23 protein-coding genes are annotated in these 16,141 nt (G+C 39.7%); all 23 read left to right on the plus strand.

Annotated features, from left to right (window positions below; translation table 11 throughout):
• The first annotated feature begins 20 nt into the window (after positions 1–20).
• A complete protein-coding gene (locus G498_RS0105860) occupies positions 21–1,022 on the plus strand; it encodes an HK97 family phage prohead protease (protein WP_035744244.1) in 1,002 nt (333 codons plus the stop codon).
• 11 nt (positions 1,023–1,033) lie between these two features.
• Positions 1,034–1,936, plus strand: coding sequence for a phage major capsid protein (locus G498_RS0105865; protein ID WP_026980315.1), 903 nt, complete (start codon positions 1,034–1,036; stop codon positions 1,934–1,936).
• A gap of 66 nt (positions 1,937–2,002) precedes the next feature.
• Positions 2,003–2,344: a hypothetical protein gene (locus G498_RS0105870; protein WP_026980316.1), complete on the plus strand. Its 342-nt coding sequence runs from the start codon at positions 2,003–2,005 to the stop codon at positions 2,342–2,344.
• On the plus strand, positions 2,341–2,796 hold the full coding sequence (locus G498_RS0105875) for a CHAP domain-containing protein (protein ID WP_026980317.1): 456 nt from the start codon (positions 2,341–2,343) through the stop codon (positions 2,794–2,796). The genes G498_RS0105870 and G498_RS0105875 overlap by 4 nt, the downstream gene beginning before the upstream one ends.
• Before the next feature lie 15 nt (positions 2,797–2,811).
• Positions 2,812–3,297, plus strand: a complete 486-nt coding sequence (locus tag G498_RS0105880) for a hypothetical protein (RefSeq protein ID WP_026980318.1) — start codon at positions 2,812–2,814, stop codon at positions 3,295–3,297.
• Positions 3,294–3,668 (plus strand): hypothetical protein, encoded by a 375-nt coding sequence (locus tag G498_RS0105885; protein WP_026980319.1) that lies wholly within the window; start codon positions 3,294–3,296, stop codon positions 3,666–3,668. Before G498_RS0105880 ends, G498_RS0105885 begins: the two co-directional genes overlap by 4 nt.
• Positions 3,668–4,864 (plus strand): DUF2586 family protein, encoded by a 1,197-nt coding sequence (locus G498_RS0105890; RefSeq protein WP_026980320.1) that lies wholly within the window; start codon positions 3,668–3,670, stop codon positions 4,862–4,864. Before G498_RS0105885 ends, G498_RS0105890 begins: the two co-directional genes overlap by 1 nt.
• A gap of 6 nt (positions 4,865–4,870) precedes the next feature.
• The gene (locus tag G498_RS0105895; protein ID WP_026980321.1) at positions 4,871–5,284 is read left to right on the plus strand and encodes a hypothetical protein; all 414 of its coding nucleotides are present in this window, start codon (positions 4,871–4,873) and stop codon (positions 5,282–5,284) included.
• A gap of 41 nt (positions 5,285–5,325) precedes the next feature.
• On the plus strand, positions 5,326–5,634 hold the full coding sequence (locus G498_RS0105900; protein ID WP_026980322.1) for a hypothetical protein: 309 nt from the start codon (positions 5,326–5,328) through the stop codon (positions 5,632–5,634).
• A 157-nt stretch (positions 5,635–5,791) separates the two neighbouring features.
• Entirely contained in the window at positions 5,792–7,777 is a 1,986-nt protein-coding gene (locus tag G498_RS15370; protein ID WP_051269759.1) for a phage tail tape measure protein, read from the plus strand.
• A complete protein-coding gene (locus G498_RS14725) occupies positions 7,777–8,439 on the plus strand; it encodes a DUF6046 domain-containing protein (protein WP_051269760.1) in 663 nt (220 codons plus the stop codon). The genes G498_RS15370 and G498_RS14725 overlap by 1 nt, the downstream gene beginning before the upstream one ends.
• Before the next feature lie 4 nt (positions 8,440–8,443).
• The gene (locus G498_RS0105915) at positions 8,444–9,418 is read left to right on the plus strand and encodes a hypothetical protein (protein WP_026980323.1); all 975 of its coding nucleotides are present in this window, start codon (positions 8,444–8,446) and stop codon (positions 9,416–9,418) included.
• Positions 9,418–9,927 carry a hypothetical protein gene (locus G498_RS14730; protein WP_051269762.1) on the plus strand — a complete coding sequence of 170 codons (510 nt, stop codon included), beginning with the start codon at positions 9,418–9,420 and terminating at the stop codon, positions 9,925–9,927. The genes G498_RS0105915 and G498_RS14730 overlap by 1 nt, the downstream gene beginning before the upstream one ends.
• Positions 9,928–10,266, plus strand: a complete 339-nt coding sequence (locus G498_RS0105925; protein WP_026980324.1) for a hypothetical protein — start codon at positions 9,928–9,930, stop codon at positions 10,264–10,266.
• Positions 10,267–10,285: 19 nt separating this feature from the next.
• Positions 10,286–10,516 carry a hypothetical protein gene (locus G498_RS0105930; protein ID WP_154656444.1) on the plus strand — a complete coding sequence of 77 codons (231 nt, stop codon included), beginning with the start codon at positions 10,286–10,288 and terminating at the stop codon, positions 10,514–10,516.
• 2 nt (positions 10,517–10,518) lie between these two features.
• Positions 10,519–11,376 (plus strand): hypothetical protein, encoded by an 858-nt coding sequence (locus tag G498_RS0105935; protein WP_026980326.1) that lies wholly within the window; start codon positions 10,519–10,521, stop codon positions 11,374–11,376.
• Positions 11,357–11,854: a hypothetical protein gene (locus G498_RS0105940; protein WP_131387678.1), complete on the plus strand. Its 498-nt coding sequence runs from the start codon at positions 11,357–11,359 to the stop codon at positions 11,852–11,854. The genes G498_RS0105935 and G498_RS0105940 overlap by 20 nt, the downstream gene beginning before the upstream one ends.
• Positions 11,851–12,651 carry a hypothetical protein gene (locus G498_RS0105945; protein WP_026980328.1) on the plus strand — a complete coding sequence of 267 codons (801 nt, stop codon included), beginning with the start codon at positions 11,851–11,853 and terminating at the stop codon, positions 12,649–12,651. Before G498_RS0105940 ends, G498_RS0105945 begins: the two co-directional genes overlap by 4 nt.
• 2 nt (positions 12,652–12,653) lie before the next feature.
• Positions 12,654–13,142 carry a hypothetical protein gene (locus G498_RS0105950; protein WP_026980329.1) on the plus strand — a complete coding sequence of 163 codons (489 nt, stop codon included), beginning with the start codon at positions 12,654–12,656 and terminating at the stop codon, positions 13,140–13,142.
• A 1-nt stretch (position 13,143) separates the two neighbouring features.
• Entirely contained in the window at positions 13,144–14,397 is a 1,254-nt protein-coding gene (locus tag G498_RS0105955) for a hypothetical protein (RefSeq protein ID WP_026980330.1), read from the plus strand.
• Positions 14,397–14,855, plus strand: a complete 459-nt coding sequence (locus tag G498_RS0105960; RefSeq protein WP_026980331.1) for a hypothetical protein — start codon at positions 14,397–14,399, stop codon at positions 14,853–14,855. Before G498_RS0105955 ends, G498_RS0105960 begins: the two co-directional genes overlap by 1 nt.
• A 2-nt stretch (positions 14,856–14,857) precedes the next feature.
• Positions 14,858–15,259, plus strand: a complete 402-nt coding sequence (locus G498_RS0105965; protein ID WP_026980332.1) for a hypothetical protein — start codon at positions 14,858–14,860, stop codon at positions 15,257–15,259.
• 185 nt (positions 15,260–15,444) lie between these two features.
• Entirely contained in the window at positions 15,445–16,086 is a 642-nt protein-coding gene (locus tag G498_RS0105970) for a thymidylate synthase (protein ID WP_026980333.1), read from the plus strand.
• Positions 16,087–16,141 lie beyond the last annotated feature (55 nt).

Raw genomic sequence — 16,141 nt, forward strand, 5'->3', positions numbered from 1 at the left:
TCACTAAAAACAGAATTAAAATGCCTGAACCCGTAATTAAACCTTTTGTATTCAATGACGAAACCGTTGCTAACACTTACGGGTTCTACATTTTGACCGAAGGGATTGATTTAACCCGATTTTCAAAGAATCCTGTAATGCTTTCTGATCATTGGAATAACAACAATTATGTGTTAGGAAAATGGACCGACTGGAAAAAAGAAGGTGCCTTGTTAACAGGGTTGCCGGACTTTGATGTTGAAGATGAGCAATCAGCCAAAATCAAAGGAAAAGTCGAAAGAGGTTATTTAAGCGGTTGTTCAATGGGAATTATTGTAGACCGTGAAAACCTTACTTACATAGATGGCAAAATATTCCTAACCAAATGTGAATTGGCCGAGGTATCTATTGTTCCGGTTCCTTCTAATGCTAATGCAGTTCGCTTAATGAGCGCCGATGGTAAAGTAATGGATGACGATGAAATTAAAACCTTATGTCTTTCGGTTACCGATGGCAAACAACCAGAATTAAATTCAAACACTGATAACACTATGAAGAAAATCATGTTAAGCCTTGCGGCAATGGTCGCATTAGGCTATGATACAAAAGCGCTTCCAAAAGAAGGCGTCGAGGAAAGCGAACTTGACTCAAGAGTCATGGAGCTTGCCGGAAAAGTTCAAGAGCTTCAAACCAAAAACGATGCTTTGGAATTAGCAGCAAAAACCGCAAAAGATGCTGCTGAAGCTGAAAAGAAAACCCGTGTAACCGCAAAAGTAAAATTGGGTGTAACTCAGGGCAAAATTGGAGCAGACAAAGAGCAGTCATTTATTGACTTAGGATTGTCTTCCGAGGAGGCGTTGGATACGGCTCTAAATGCTATCCCGGCAAAACAAAATTTTTCCGCCGGTGTCCACACCCCATCTGGAACCGACGGAAGCCCGGAAGTGAAAAACCAAGAGGATTTCCAAAAATTGTCTGCTGAGGAGCAATTAGCTTTCAAAGCAAACAAACCGGAAGAGTACAAAAAATTATTCGCTAACTAAAAAGCAGAAATATGCCAGCAAATTTTCCAGAAGTTTGGTTAAACAGGGTTATTCAAAACCTTGGTAACACCCATGTTGCTCCATGGCTTGACGGCATCCCAGAGTTGGATGTGCAGGTTTTAGAAGTAGGCTCCGGAGACGCATCGGAAAGTAATATCATTTACATTCCTCGCACGTCTTTCAATCCGGACGTATTGATTAACAACTCAACGTATCCAATCGCGTTACAAGCGTTCACAGACGATAACGTAACCGTACAACTTGATAAATATCAAACGAAAGTTACAACACTTTCAGACGATCAAGTTATCGGAGCAGCTTATCCACGTATTGACGCAGCAACCGGCGGCCACGTTAGAGCAATCAACTCTAAGAAGTACAAAAAAGCAATTCACGCAATCGCTCCGGCTGCGGACACAACTAACACTCCTGTAATTGTTGCAACAGGAACAGCTGTTGGAGGTATTCCAACTTTAATTTATGACGATTTGATCACTTTGAAAAATCGTTTGGATGCTGCGGAAGTTGCGCCTGAAAACAGACGATTAGTATTGTCAACACGCCACTACAATGATTTACTTTTAGATCGTAAAAACTTTGGCGACAAGTTGGTAAACTACACAACTGGAATGGCGGCTCCTGTAATTGCAGGATTTGAAATTTACCAGTACAACGGCAACCCTTTATTCGATAACACTGGAGCTAAGAAAGCTTTTGGAGCTGTTAAAGCCGCTGGAGATCGTGAAGCTTCCGTAGTGTTCTGGAAAGATGGAATCGCTAAGAAAACCGGTTTGACAAAACAATACTTTGTTGAGTCGAAAAACGATCCGGAAACACAAACCAACAAATTGAACTATCGTCACTACTTCATTGCCGTACCATTCGAGCAAAGAGGTGTTGGAGCGATTTACTAGAATCTACCAATATTATTAATAAAAAGCCGTACTAACCGGTACGGCTTTTTTTAAAAATCTACACAAGTGCAGGAATTTTTAAGCGTAGTACTATATCCGTCACTGTTTGCCTTTTTAGGTATTGCCGGTACAAAGTTTTGGGATTATGTAAAAACAAAAACGCAAAACAAAATTGACAATGCCAGCGCAAAATCCGCTGAGATTGATGCAGAGATCAAAGCTTCGGAATTTTATAAAGGTCTTCTTGATGATTTAGGGGGGCGATTAGAAGTAGCAATAAAAGCTATTGAGGAGCGGGATAATAAGATTAAGGAACGTGATAAAAAAATCGACATGCTTCTTGTTGAGATTGAACAGCTAACAGACGAGCTAAGAAAATTTAAACAACTTAACGGTAAACAGCCATGACATTAGCAGCTAAAACTCTTGAGGTGGCCACGACCCAACTTGGTGTACAAGAAATCCCGAAAGGCAGCAATGCCGGCAAATCGGTAGAAGCTTATTTAAACAGCGTAGGACTTACAAAGGGGTACTCCTGGTGCATGGCATTTGTTTACTGGTGTACTAATCAGGCAGCCAAAAATATAGGGGTTGCAAACCCATTATCAAAAACCGGAGGCGTATTAAAGCAATGGAATTTACGACCTCTTTTACAGGTTACCAATCCGAAGCCTGGAGACATTTTTATAATGGATTACGGTAAAGGTTTAGGCCATACCGGAATAATTGAAAAAGTAGTTGGTAACACACTTTACACCATTGAAGGGAATACCAACGACGAGGGTAGCCGTGAAGGTTACGAAGTGTGCCGTCGCACACGTAAAAAAACAGACATGAAAGGTTATTTAAGAATCAATTAAACACTATTTAAACATATGAAAGCAAAACTATTTTTTAGCTGTCTGTTGTTTTCGTTACTACTGGCCGTAGGATGTACAAGTTCAAAGCCGGTAGTAGTCGAAACAAAAACGGAAGTTACAAAAACGGTCACCGAAACGGTACACGATACTGTTTTTCAAATCGAAAAGGACAGCTCCAGTTACAAGGCACTTATTGAGTGTGTGAATGGAAAACCTAAAATTAAAGAAGTCATTCAAAGCTATGCCGGAAAGAATTTAAAGCCTCCAAAGGTCAATTTAAAGGGCAACTATATTGAAATTGACTGCGAGACAAGAGCTCAGAAATTATTTGCGCAATGGAAGTCTAAATATATTAAAGAACTCCATACCACTCAAACTCCTGTCGTTATTTACAAATTGACCAATTGTCAACAGCTCCAAATTTATTGTTTTCGCTTTATGATACTGGCGCTGTTAGTGTACTTAGGCTATAATCTAATTAAATACTATTTCAAACGATGAACACAGAACAAATCTGGAAAGAACATCCAACCTTAGAGGTTGTTTATGTAACAAGCGACGAAACCGCTTTCTACAATGAAAACGATGCGAAAAACCACGCTAAAGGATTAGAAAATAAATCAGTTGAACCGGTTTATAACCCTGCTCATTTAGCTGTTGACGCAAAATTGGTAGAAGGTAACGACGAACCCGAATTGAGCGATTTTACAAAAGCACAATTGATTCAGTTTGCCAAAGACAATCAACTTGAAGTAAACGACAAGGCAAACAAACCTGAAATTTTAGCATCAATCCAAACCCAAATGGAAGCAAAAAACCAAGCCGATGAAAACGGTTCAGATGCTTCAGGGGGTTCTAATCCACAAGAGTAATGTCACTACCAGGAGTAAACGTACAATTTGAAAACGGCAACCTTGGAGTAGTTGCCACCAATCCAGATGGTGTGTTTGGGTTGGTGTCATCAGCTACCGCCGTAGCATCAACTTTTGAACTTAACAAACACTACGTTATTAAGTCTTTGAAAGATGCTGAAAATTTAGGTATTACCAATTCGGTTGGTAACTACGAACTGTATAAAACCATCAAAGAGTTTTATGCCGAAGCCGGTACCGGAACAGAACTTTGGATTTATGGTGTTGCAAAAACCCGCACTTTAGATCAGTTGATTGATGATTCTGAAACCCTGTTAAATCTTTCAAATCGTAGAATTCGTGCTATCATTTTGAAGTATGCACCATCGGTGGCAGAAACTACAACAGAGGACGGATTGCGTGAAGATTTTCCAGCAACTTTAGCCGCGGCTCAGGCAATGGCAGAAGCTTTTACTGTTGAAAAAATCCATCCCGTCATCTTCATTTTAGAAGGCTATAACTTTACAGGAGTAGCTCAAGATTTAACCGGATTTGAACTAACCACTTATAACCGTGTTGCGGTAATGATTGGAGATACTGAAAAACGTTCGGATGCTGCGGGAACAAAAGGCGCTGCCGTTGGTGTTTTGGCCGGTAGATTGGCAAAGAACCAAGTGCATGTTAATGTTGGCCGCGTGAAAGATGGTGCGTTAAAGCCGTTGGAGTTTTTCATTGTAAACGCTCCGGTTGAGCAATATGATGTTGAAGCTTTACACGACAAAGGCTTTATCACTTTACGCACGCACGTTGGTAAATCCGGATATTATTTTTCAGACGATCCTTTAGCTTGTACGGTGGAAGACGATTACCACTACATTACTCGCAGACGTGTAATTGACAAGGCTTACACTTTGGCCAACGCAACGTTAACCAACTTCTTACTGGATCAGGTTCCGTTAACCAATGAGGGCAAAATGCAGCCGTCATACGCTAAAGCGTTAGAAGCAGAAGTTGAACGTGTAATTGCGCAGGAAATGACCGCTAAAGGCGAAATTTCCGCGGATGTTACACAGGCCAATGATACAGGAGTGCAATGCGAAATAGATTTGAATGAGATTATCGCTACCACTTCCAAAATCAAAGGCCGCGTAAGAGTTAGACCTCACGGTTACGGACGATTCATTGAGTTTTCAATTGGTTATACCATTAATTCCTAATAAGACATGAGTTTCAATTCACGAGAATACGAATGGGCGGACATTACCTTGGTATTGGGAGGCCGAGACCTGACACGAATTCGTGCAGTAAAATACACTGAAAAAACCGAGAAAGAGGCCCTATATGCAAAAGGCCGTAACCCCGTAGCTATTCAAACCGGAAACGCTTCTTATGAGGGTGAAATCGGGCTGCTACAATCAGAGGTTGCCGCATTGGAGGACGCGGGTAACGGAAGTATAATGGGACTTTCTTTGGACGCGATTGTTTCGTACGGAAATCCATCGACTGGTAATGCAATGCGTACTGACAGGATTACAGGACTTCAATTCACGGAGTCATCCAAAGAAATGAAACAAGGTGATAAGTTTATGGAGATTACCCTTCCTTTTATCGCTTTGGGTGTGAAAAACAATGCATAACATGAGCCTCGCCTTCGGGCGGGGTTTTAAAAAACAACAATATGACACCAGCAAAAAATCAAGAAGTAACCCAGGAGCAAATTGACGCCTGGAAAAGACAACATGGAAACGTGATGAAAATTACCGTCGACGACAAAGTTGGCTATTTCAAAACACTTTCAAGAAAAGGCTATTCTTATGCCTCACAAATTGGCGCAAAAGATCCTATGCAATTTAACGAAGCTGTTTTAAAAGATTGCTTTATCGGAGGCGATGAGGAGATTATAACAAAAGACTCCTACTTCATGACAATTAGTACTCATGTTACCGAAATGCTTGGTATCATGTCTTCAAGCTTGGAAAAGCTTTAGAGTCGGCCGAAGTCGATAAAAACGACTTTGTAAGGATTACAAACGCCCAATTACGATATTATTTACATATCCAAAATCCGGACGACCTGGACGACACTGAATGGGCAATGCGAATAAAAGAACTTGAATATGTTCGTAAACTAGAAAACACCGCAAAATGAGTACCGAAGCTTTAAATTTCATTCTTACCGTACAACAGAATTTTGATAAGGCGTTGACATCGTTCAATAACTTTCAGAATAAATTTGGTACGGGTATCGATAAAATTCAAAAGTCTCTTGATAGTGTTAAGTTAAATGCGTTCATTCAAAATATCAATTCTGCGGCACAGGGAATCGAATCAATCAATGAGCCTGGTATGAAACTAAGTTCAAATATGTATGAACTTCAGGCGATGACCGGAGTTGCAGGTGAAAAAATCAAACAAATTGAGGAATACGCCCGAAATAGTGCCAAAACATTTGGTGGTTCTGCTGCTGATGGTGTAGAATCGTACAAACTCATTTTAGGGCAATTAACTCCAGAAATTGCGAAAGTACCTAAAGCTTTAGATGCAATGGGAAAATCGACCGCTACGACAAGTAAGTTAATGGGCGGCGATATTGTTGGAGCAACCGAGCTTTTGACAACTGCAATGAATCAATATCAAGTTTCTACAGATGATCCAATTAAAGCATCTGAAGAAATGGCCAAAATGATGAATGTTATGGCTGCAGCTGCCGGCGAAGGTTCGGCGGAGCTTCCAACGATTAAAAGAGCTTTAGAGCAGGCTGGTATGGGTGCCAAAATGGCTAACGTTTCTTTTGAAGAAACAAATGCTGCCATTCAAATTTTGGATAAAGCCGGTAAAAAAGGTTCCGAGGGAGGTGTTGCATTGCGAAACGTTCTTGTTAAACTGGGTCAGGGAAAATATATTCCTAAAGATTATCAGGAGGGATTACAGAAGTTAGGTATCGATACCGTTAAACTAGCGGACAAAAACTTGTCATTAGCTGACAGGTTAAAAATATTGAAGCCTGCTATGAAAGATAGCGCTTTGCTTTCGGCTTGGCTTGGTGAAGGAGCCGACGGTGCAACAAAAGCGCTGATGGAACAAATTCCGGAACTTGAAAGGCTTACGGGTGCCGTTACAGGAACCAATACCGCTTACGAGCAGGCAGCTAAAATAATGGAAAGCCCCGAAGAGAAAAACAAAAGGTTGCAGGCTCAAATTGACGATTTTAAAATATCGCTTTTCAATGGCACAAACGGGCTTTTAGGTTATGCAAGTGTATTAGGAAAAACAGCCGGAGACTTTGCTAATCTTATGCCTATTTTCAGTGGAGCCGGTACAGTGTTGAGCACTTTGACAAGCGCTACAAAATTACAGGCCCTTTGGACTGGCATTGTAGGAAATGCAACAGCGGTTTGGACCGGAATACAGGCTGCATTTAATGTGGTTATGGCCATGAACCCAATCGTGTTAGTTGTGTTGGCTGTTATCGCTCTTGTTGCTGCCATTGTTTGGGTTGCTTCGGCAACTGAAGGTTGGGGTAAAATGTGGCAACATACTGTCAATGGGGCAAAACTAATTTTTCAGGCTTACGTTGAATTGGCAAAAGCGCAGTTCAATACGTTGGTTAACGGTATAATGATTGGTGTTAATAAAATTCAGATTGCGTGGTATAAGTTTAAGAATGCGGTTGGAATGGGTGATAAAAACCAAAACCAAGCCATGATTAATCAGCTAAACGCCGATGTTGAGCAGCGCAAGGAAAGTATAAAAGCCGGATATAAAAAAGCCGGAGAAACGGCACTTAAAGCAAAAGACGAGTTTTCAAAGGCGTTCAATTCCGTGAAATGGAAAAAGGACAAAAAAGAGGCTTCTTCTGATGGTATTTCCGCTCCTGGTGTTCCGGGAGTTGATCCAAACGCTCCGGGAGGCAATGGGGACGCCGGAGGCTCAGACAAAGGAAAAAAAACCAATGAAGCGGTGGCTACCGGAGGAACAAAACATAATTACATCACGATTAACCTTAAAGATTTAATCGGGGTTCTAAACATAAGCGGTAAAGATTTTAAAGATTCTGCTAATCAGATGACTGAACAAACAGAAGATGCTTTATTGCGATTATTGGCATCGGCCACAACAACAGCAGGATAATGTTAGACAATACAGACATACTATTTGCTTCGCTGATGGGCGCTAACAAGGTTGGCGAAATTCAGCGTTTAAATTTGGTTCAGAACGAACTCTCAAAGAGAGTGCTCCCGGCAATTCCTTTTTTACCGGTTAAAAATGAAACTGTGATAGCACAAGCGAAATATGATCAGTCTTTTAATCCGTGGATGGCGTCAGCTCCAATATCGGAAGAGCAACAGTTTTTTCCGTTATCCTTCAGTTTTACAGAGAATGGTGAAAAGTGGACTTTTCCTTTTGAACCAATGCTTTCAATAAGCTCCGGGAACAACGTTGTTGAGCGTAATGTTGCTAAACAGGATAACATGATTGGAACGGTTAAGGAACGGTGGAGCCAGAAGGATTTTGAAATTTCAATTACTGGAGCTTTGATTGGCTCAATGATGAAAGGACAGCCACAGGATTGTTACCCGGTTGAAATGATGTCCCGCCTGTTTGAGTTTTTAAAGCACAGGAAAGAAATTTTTGTTTACAGTTTTCCTTTGGAAACGTTAGGTATTACAAAAGTTGTGATTTACGATTATAGCTTTCCATTTACCAAAGGTGAAAACGTTCAGGCATACGACATCAAAGTAAAAAGTGATTTTGCTTACAATCTATTGGTTAAGGAGGAGGATATAAAATAAGAGCATGTACAATATTATTTGGGACATAAAATTCAAAAATGAAAAGGGAGAAACGTACAGTCTTAAAACTGTTGAAACGATTGAAGTTGAATGTTCGGTGGATAATTTGGCGGACATCGCTTTCATTAGTATTCCGGATGCCGTAAACAATCAGGTTTTAAGTCTTGAAAATAAAATTGGTCGTGGTACGGAAGTTACCATAAAAGCCGGTTATGACAAGAAACTTGAAACGGAGTTTGAAGGATATATAACAGAGGTTCAAACCAATAACAGCACAATCCGAATCGTTTGTGAGGATGCTTTGTTTTTGTTCAGAAAAGCCGTCAAGGATGTGGAGTTGAAACCTACATCGGTAAAGAAAATAGCGGAATACATTGTTAAGGCGATAAATCCAGGATTCAAAGTTGTTTGTGATTTTGATATTGCTTATGAAAAGTTTGTAATTCATAAGGCTACAGGTTATGATGTTTTGAAAAAAATAGCTGAAGAAACTAAAGCTAATATTTTTTTCGACACAACAAAAAAAGAACTTCACATACACCCCCCGTATGTTGAGAAAGGTGGTGATGTAATTTATAGTTATCAACATAATATTGAAAGTGCCTCTTTAGAGTATAAAAAAGCAATTGACCGTAAAGTTGAAGTAACGGTCGAGAGTGTAGATAAGAATGGGAAAGTTCAAAGCTATACAAATGGAACCACTGGAGGTGATAAAGTTACTTTAAAAGTTGGGGCAATAGCCCAAGGCGAATTAAAACGAATTGCTGATGCGGAACTCATTAAAAGAAGTGCAGACGGTTACGAGGGGAGTTTGGAAAGTTGGTTAATACCAATGGTAAAACCAACGTATAGCGCTAAGATTTATGACAGGGATTATCCTGAAAAAACAGGTAAATATTATGTAGTAAGTGTAAAAACGTCCATAAGCAGTTCCGGAGGAAAACGCACCGTGCAGCTCGGAGTTAAATTGAGTACCTAATGAAAGACAAGAAAGCACAAATAAGAGCAAAACTGAAAGAATTGGTAGCGGCTAATCCAAATTTGCCGATTGCCGCGGAAGTTGTTTCTGTGACCGGTAATTTTTGTTCAGTAAAACTTTCAGGGGGGTTGGTATTGTCTGATGTAAGGCTAATGGCGACGTTGGATCCTGAAAATGGAATTTTACTAACGCCAAAAGTTGGAAGTGATGTTTTGGTTCTAAGTCAAACCGGTGAACTCTCAGGGTTATTTGTTGTTAAGGTTAACGAGATTGATAAACTAACATGCAAAAATGAAGACTTTGAATTTGTTATTGATACTGTTTTAAAAAAAGTAACGATAAAAAACTCCGGAGCGAACGTTGGGCAGTTGATTGGTCAATTAATTGATACAGTAAAATCAGCACAGGTAATTGTGCCTGGTGCTGGAACCGGAACAATTGATCCGGCAACTCAAGCGCAATTAACAACTATTAAAACGCAGTTTAATTCCATTTTAAATGCCAATTAAATGAAACAAATTGGGATACAACTTAACGACAATAGCGACAATGGAGCTTTACTTGATTTAAAAATTGATGTTGTGCGAGATGATTCCGGAAAGATTATCCAGGGTATTGTTGTTGGGGAAACCAAAAACCAGAATCAGGCGACAATCATAATTGCTAATCCTGGAGATTTTTTCTTTATGCCAACACTTGGGGCATCAATTGATAATTTGCTTTTGGATAACGATTTTTTAAGGACACGTCACCGAATTAGGGAGCATTTAGCAAAAGACGGATTGATAGTAAAAAAACTGGAATTATACGAAGGTAAACCGTTAGTTATTGAGGCTGATTATGAGTAGTGTTTTAAGAGGACAAAGTTTGATTGATAAAGCCGTGGAGCTTACTGGAGACGCTGAAAGCGCAATCCTAATGTCCTTTTTAAATCAGATAAGTGTAACAGACTCTTTGAGTATTGGAACGCAATTAAAAAAGACAGAGATAAAAGATTATGATGTTGTGGACTTCTTTTCAATAGTAAAACCCGCAACAGCATTGTCTCCAAAATTATATGAATACGAATTACCGGGAGAGTTCCCATTTTCATTCTAACTATGGCACGAGACAGAAAAACGATTAAAAAAGAAATGACAGACGCCTTTATACAAAATGCGGATGTTCAAACATTATACGGATTAACTCCCGGGAGCTCTTTCGAGCAGGAGTTCTCACTTGTGTCACTTGAAAATATAATTTTTGAAATAATCTCTTTTTGTATTTGGACACATGAGCAAATCGTTGAACGCAACGCTCAAAACTCCCGCCCTCAAAACCTACCAAATTTCAGAGCGGCGGTTTTGAACTTTCACGACGGGCTTGAGCTTGTTTGGAAGGACGGCGCATTCAGTTATGACCTAACGGGTGTAACTGATGCTGAAGAAAGAAAAATAATTGACCGTTGTGCGGTGTTAGAGTCGGATGATGGCGAACTTGTTGTGAAAATTGCCACGGACAACGCGGGGTCGTTGGAACCGGTAACGGAACCACAAAAAACAAGAGTGCTTTCCTACCTGCGACAAATCAAAGTACCAGGTGTAAAAATCAGATTGATTAACGAAACGGCCGATTTGCTTAAGGTTAATTTAACCGTTTATGTTGACCCCATGATTATCGACATGGGTACCGGGCAACTTTTAAACACGTCCGAGGAGGTTTACCCGGTTAAGGACGCCATCGATAACTATTTGGCGAACCTTGAGTTTAACGGAGCGTTTGTTAAGGATTACTTCCGAGCTGAAATAAGCAAAGCGGAAGGTGTAAAACTACCGGTTGTTGATTTGTTACAATGGAAATATGCGAGTTTACCGTTTATTGACGTTGGAGAATGGCAAACTTCAAATGCTGGTTATTTTAAGATTTTACCGGAAAATTTAACTATAAACTATCTGCCTAATGTTTTGGTCAACAGCTGATTTTTCAATACTGGTTGAGCAGCTAATGCCTACTTTTTTGCGAAAGGTAAAGCATTTGGCTTTGCTTAGAAGTTTTGTTACGCCATTGGTGAAGCTGCACGATGATACATTGTACAAAATTCAGCATGACGGTCGTACGATCTATTTGGAAAAGTTGCTGAATGAATATTACCAGGTTACGGGGTACGACACCCAAAACCACGAGGCAACAAAGCTTATTTACATAGACGACTTACCGGATGTTGAAAAGCTTTACATCTACCAAAACGAGGAAACTGAAGTTAGCTTTTTAGAAGATGACGGCGATGATAACGAAGATGATGTTTTTTTGGATGCCGATAATGAAAGTTATGTTTCATACAGTTGGATCATCTTTATGCCGGACACGATTTCTTTTGAAGAAATTAAGCTAAGGGCTTTGGTTGATAGTTACCGTTACGCAGGAAAAAAATACACAATACAAACTTACACACCATGAATTTAATTGATTTTACAAAAACAGGAGGCTACCGTTTCAAGCAGTTCACACTCCGAAAAATGCAGGAAGCTTACTTTCATATTCTGAAAGCTTTCGTAAGCTTTTGTAATGTTCCTGATACCGGAAACTATATCATTTCAGGGTGTACAATTTCGGGTACAAATATTACATCCGGGTATATGTATATTGACGGGGAACTTTGCCGATTTGAGGAAACGCCAGGCGATTTAACCACAAAGATCAAGAAGGATATCGCCATTGAAAACTTGGCATTTAAAAACGGATCGAACCAGCCAGTATTCAGATACACATCGGCAGTAGTTCATGAAACGGAAGGTACGGCACTTAGTAGTTTTACAAGGGTTTATCCGGTGTTTGATGCAAACTATGTTCACACTGATAATAATTTCACAGCTGCTCTACTTGCGAAACTAATGGGTATTGAAACTGGAGCGCAGAAAAATGTTCAAACGGACTGGGATGTTGAAAACCCGTTGTCGGATGCTTATTTGAAAAACAAGCCAATTATTCCTAATATTTTGGCGTCTAAAACTGCGAATTTAGGAGCATATCCCAGTAATACAACAGCAGTTATAACTTTTCCTGATGTTGGTACATCCGATTATAAAGTTTTAATTGAAATTGAGTCGTTTAATCCTATTGGTTCACGAGGTCAGGATATAATGGCCTACGCTACCGCCGCCAAAACATCATCATCGTTTGAATTCATGGGTATTGCATTTGATAACACGGGCGTCCGAAACATAAAGCTTCATTATATTTTAATAAAGAATTAGGTATGAAATTTTTCAAAGCAATTGAGCAGCCGCAAAAGCCATTTATAACCTGGCACGAATGGGCAAAAGATATAATTGAATTAACAGAAATGGGTGAATATGGCAACCCGTTGATTGTTGGCGAAGATTATATCCCGGAGTACATATATGGTGTATGTCCTTGGAAAATAGAGGGTGGTGAATTAGTTGAAAGAACTTCCGGTGAAATGAACGCATTTGAGGCCGAGTTTGAAGTTGAAACTACGCTTCGAGAAAATGCGGCTAAGATTTCAGAAATAAACACTGGGTCGTTTACCTATGATTCAACAGACTTCCCTATGGACGATGTTAGCCGATTGTTTTATACAGCAATTGCCAACGAGCCTCCGGTCGGGGATGTCAAATGCATGACAGTTGACGGAACCTTGTACAATTTGCCAAATGCGAACATTGGAGCATTTATAACGGAGTATTATAAACAACTAAGAGTATTGGCACAGCCACCGGTATAGTATGTTAAGCATTGAATTAAAAGAAGACAGCGCTGAAAAGTTGGCGGCCATTGCGGGCAAGCCAACGAAGCACTATTTGTTTGCGGCGGAGCTTAATCAGATGGTTGAGGCGATTAATGATTTATCATCCAACCCTGCTTTTACGGAATTCATAACCTATTTGGCTCCGGAACTTGACGGCACGGATTTTTCCGCTCCCGCGAATCAGGAATGGAAAATTAAAGGCGTGAATTATACCAACCCGGCAGCAGTAGAGCATGTGATTACACTGGCCTCGTCTGGGCTAAAAAAATTCGTGCTCTTTGTTGCAAATTCAGATAATACAATCGAAATGATTAACGGTACGGAAAGTGCTAACCCGGAAGTTCCTCCCGTTCCTGCCGATACGTTGTTCTATGCGATGTACTTGGTTACCGATTCGTTGGTTGGTGAAGAAATCCCGCCAGTACTCGGGACCAACTACAAAACGAAAGCCGAAAACGGTGACGCTATTTATTCTCTCGGATCCTTCGAATATCTAAGCGGTACCGAAGCTTCCTACAACAGAATATGGAGCGCAGATACCGGAATGATTAAAGCGATAAGCGTGTCCGCCGGAAATCCTAATGTTTATCCCGGGAAGAAGTACACTATTAAAAATGAGTTGGCATCACCTCTTACAATTAAGCATCAGGATACAACATTGTCCGGTTCTAATTATAAGAAATTTTGGTTTTTCAGCGGCTTAGACTTGATATTGCAACCTGGAGAAAGCGCAAAATTTCACTATTCACAAGGAAGATTTGAATTTGTTTCAAGCTCAAAATTATCTGAAAAAACGTTACAGGATTTTTACTTCCCTATTTCGAGAACTTCAATAAATAGAAGTGCTACTGGTAACTTTATGGCTAAAAACAGTATTTCATTAAGTGGACCGTTTACATCTGACACAGGTCAAACCAATCACTTGCTTTTGGGGCCGTCCGGTGCTAATTCACATTTTGTTGCTCCTTTTAAAATGGAGTTAAAAGATATTTTTATGGATTGGAATGATACAAATGCTTTTCAAATTTCAATATGGAAGACTGCGTTTGGGGGAGGTTCAGCTGTTGAATTTTTCTATCGTTCAGTTTCAGGAACACAGAGTATTAATGAATCCAATTTATCCACAGGAGTTACAATAAATAAAAATGACCGTATAAGTATTTTTATTTCAGATACAGGTTCAGGAACAGCTTGGACTCAGATCCATTTAAAATTTAAAGAACTATTGTAATGAATTACACGAGAATCATAGACAATATACCGGCGCAAACATATTCGGCCGAATGGTTAGAAGAAAATGCAGATAAAATCATAAACGGCGCGTTAGTTCGTGAATGGGTTTTAGCGTCTCAATACACAGGAGATTTTATAAAACCCAAATGGAACGGAACAAATTACTATGAAAGCGCAACACCGGAAGAAATTACCGAGTACAATCGTAAAGACGTTCCACAGATTGTTTCACAGCGACAGTTACGCACGCAATTAGCCCTGCAAGGTATTCCATTTTCTGATATTGAAAATGCAATACAATCTTTGCCTGAACCTGACAGAAAGATAGCGGAAATCGCGTGGGATTACGCAGTTACGTTTGAACGCTACAGCCCATTGCTCATTAGTCTGTCCGGAATGTTAGGGCTTTCAGTAACCGATGTAGACAACATTTTTACGAATGCAAGTTTGTTATAGCTATGGGATTTATATTGGCTTTTTTAGCGCTATTTCTTTTTGTTGTCGTATATCTTGTTGAGGGTTTTGTTGTGTTGTTTGTGGGGGTAAAAAATCGCAAATGGTACAAAGTGACCTCCCGCCGCAAGTTTATGAAAGCCTTTAAAGTTGACGTTTTCGGAAACTATCTTTTTGCAGATTTTTGGAACGTCGCCCTTTCCAAAAATGGCTACCAATTTGGGGTGTTTGGCGAAACACTTTCGAGCTGCTTTGGCAAAAAACGTCTCGAAAGATCGCTCACATGGTTTGGTTGGCTAATCAGTATTGTAATAGATGTGGTTGACTTTACCAAGTGGCGTAAAGGAGGCCACTGTAGAGCTTCAATTATGACCGATCAGGAAATTGCCGATTTTCTAAACAGATAAACTATTTGGAGGATAGAGTTAAAAAGAGTCCTCCAGTATTAAATAAGTTTCCTACGCTAATTTAACCAAAGAGCCCACAGGCTACTGGAGGACATAAGTCTTTCAGTGCTTGTGGGCTTTCTTGTTTAGCGTAGGAGCGTCAAAGGTAATCATCAATTTTTTAATAATCAATCATCAATCAAAAAATGAACAAAATTCACGAAATTTTAAACAAGATTCTGACTAAAGGGAAAGTTCAGAACAATAAAAAAGGGGCAATTACCTATTTATTAAATCAGCAATTGCATTTAAAGCCAATAGACTTGTTGGAGTTGTTTGAGGGGCATGCTGTAGCAAAAAAGAAGTTAAAGGACGAACTCAACTTGTTCATGGCCGGTGAACGCTCAACGGAAGCATATCGAGAAATCGGCGTATCGTGGTGGGATTACTGCGGTCCTATTTTGGTTAACAGCTATCCTACTTACTTTGAGCAATTGCCAAAGCTTATCGAAAAGATTAACCGGGAGAAAAGAAACTCAAAAAATTACGTACTATTCTTGGGGTCAAACAACACAGAAACCAATCAACAGCCCTGTTTAAGCCTAATACAATTCCAAATTGATAACGGTAAGCTTATTTTGAGCGCATATCAGAGGAGTTCTGATGCAAATTTAGGATTGCCTTCAGATATTTATCATTTGTACCTTATAAGCAAGCAGATTGATGCTAAATTGAAGAGTATAACATTGTTCCTCGGTAATGTGCATATATACGAGAATAATATTGATAACACTAAAGAACTCTTAAACGGAAAATCCGTTAAGTTTAATTTGAACGTCAACTCTTAATAATTACTAAGTAAAGACAGTAAAAGTCAATGACTTATCCAAACAAAAACCGCAT

The organism is Flavobacterium suncheonense GH29-5 = DSM 17707, from assembly GCF_000430025.1.
GTDB classification, from domain to species: Bacteria; Bacteroidota; Bacteroidia; order Flavobacteriales; family Flavobacteriaceae; genus Flavobacterium; species Flavobacterium suncheonense.

Excerpts from the sequence above, each read along its gene's own strand:
- G498_RS0105965 (WP_026980332.1), top strand. The coding sequence starts at position 14,858 with ATGGGATTTATATTGGCTTTTTTAGCGCTATTTCTTTTTGTTGTCGTA.
- G498_RS14725 (WP_051269760.1), top strand. The coding sequence starts at position 7,777 with ATGTTAGACAATACAGACATACTATTTGCTTCGCTGATGGGCGCTAAC.
- G498_RS0105860 (WP_035744244.1), top strand. The coding sequence starts at position 21 with ATGCCTGAACCCGTAATTAAACCTTTTGTATTCAATGACGAAACCGTT.
- G498_RS0105890 (WP_026980320.1), top strand. The coding sequence starts at position 3,668 with ATGTCACTACCAGGAGTAAACGTACAATTTGAAAACGGCAACCTTGGA.
- G498_RS0105960 (WP_026980331.1), top strand. The coding sequence starts at position 14,397 with ATGAATTACACGAGAATCATAGACAATATACCGGCGCAAACATATTCG.
- G498_RS0105955 (WP_026980330.1), top strand. The coding sequence starts at position 13,144 with ATGTTAAGCATTGAATTAAAAGAAGACAGCGCTGAAAAGTTGGCGGCC.
- G498_RS0105915 (WP_026980323.1), top strand. The coding sequence starts at position 8,444 with ATGTACAATATTATTTGGGACATAAAATTCAAAAATGAAAAGGGAGAA.
- G498_RS0105900 (WP_026980322.1), top strand. The coding sequence starts at position 5,326 with ATGACACCAGCAAAAAATCAAGAAGTAACCCAGGAGCAAATTGACGCC.
- G498_RS0105895 (WP_026980321.1), top strand. The coding sequence starts at position 4,871 with ATGAGTTTCAATTCACGAGAATACGAATGGGCGGACATTACCTTGGTA.
- G498_RS0105880 (WP_026980318.1), top strand. The coding sequence starts at position 2,812 with ATGAAAGCAAAACTATTTTTTAGCTGTCTGTTGTTTTCGTTACTACTG.
- G498_RS0105970 (WP_026980333.1), top strand. The coding sequence starts at position 15,445 with ATGAACAAAATTCACGAAATTTTAAACAAGATTCTGACTAAAGGGAAA.
- G498_RS14730 (WP_051269762.1), top strand. The coding sequence starts at position 9,418 with ATGAAAGACAAGAAAGCACAAATAAGAGCAAAACTGAAAGAATTGGTA.
- G498_RS0105875 (WP_026980317.1), top strand. The coding sequence starts at position 2,341 with ATGACATTAGCAGCTAAAACTCTTGAGGTGGCCACGACCCAACTTGGT.
- G498_RS0105945 (WP_026980328.1), top strand. The coding sequence starts at position 11,851 with ATGAATTTAATTGATTTTACAAAAACAGGAGGCTACCGTTTCAAGCAG.
- G498_RS0105865 (WP_026980315.1), top strand. The coding sequence starts at position 1,034 with ATGCCAGCAAATTTTCCAGAAGTTTGGTTAAACAGGGTTATTCAAAAC.
- G498_RS0105885 (WP_026980319.1), top strand. The coding sequence starts at position 3,294 with ATGAACACAGAACAAATCTGGAAAGAACATCCAACCTTAGAGGTTGTT.
- G498_RS0105925 (WP_026980324.1), top strand. The coding sequence starts at position 9,928 with ATGAAACAAATTGGGATACAACTTAACGACAATAGCGACAATGGAGCT.
- G498_RS15370 (WP_051269759.1), top strand. The coding sequence starts at position 5,792 with ATGAGTACCGAAGCTTTAAATTTCATTCTTACCGTACAACAGAATTTT.
- G498_RS0105940 (WP_131387678.1), top strand. The coding sequence starts at position 11,357 with ATGTTTTGGTCAACAGCTGATTTTTCAATACTGGTTGAGCAGCTAATG.
- G498_RS0105950 (WP_026980329.1), top strand. The coding sequence starts at position 12,654 with ATGAAATTTTTCAAAGCAATTGAGCAGCCGCAAAAGCCATTTATAACC.
- G498_RS0105935 (WP_026980326.1), top strand. The coding sequence starts at position 10,519 with ATGGCACGAGACAGAAAAACGATTAAAAAAGAAATGACAGACGCCTTT.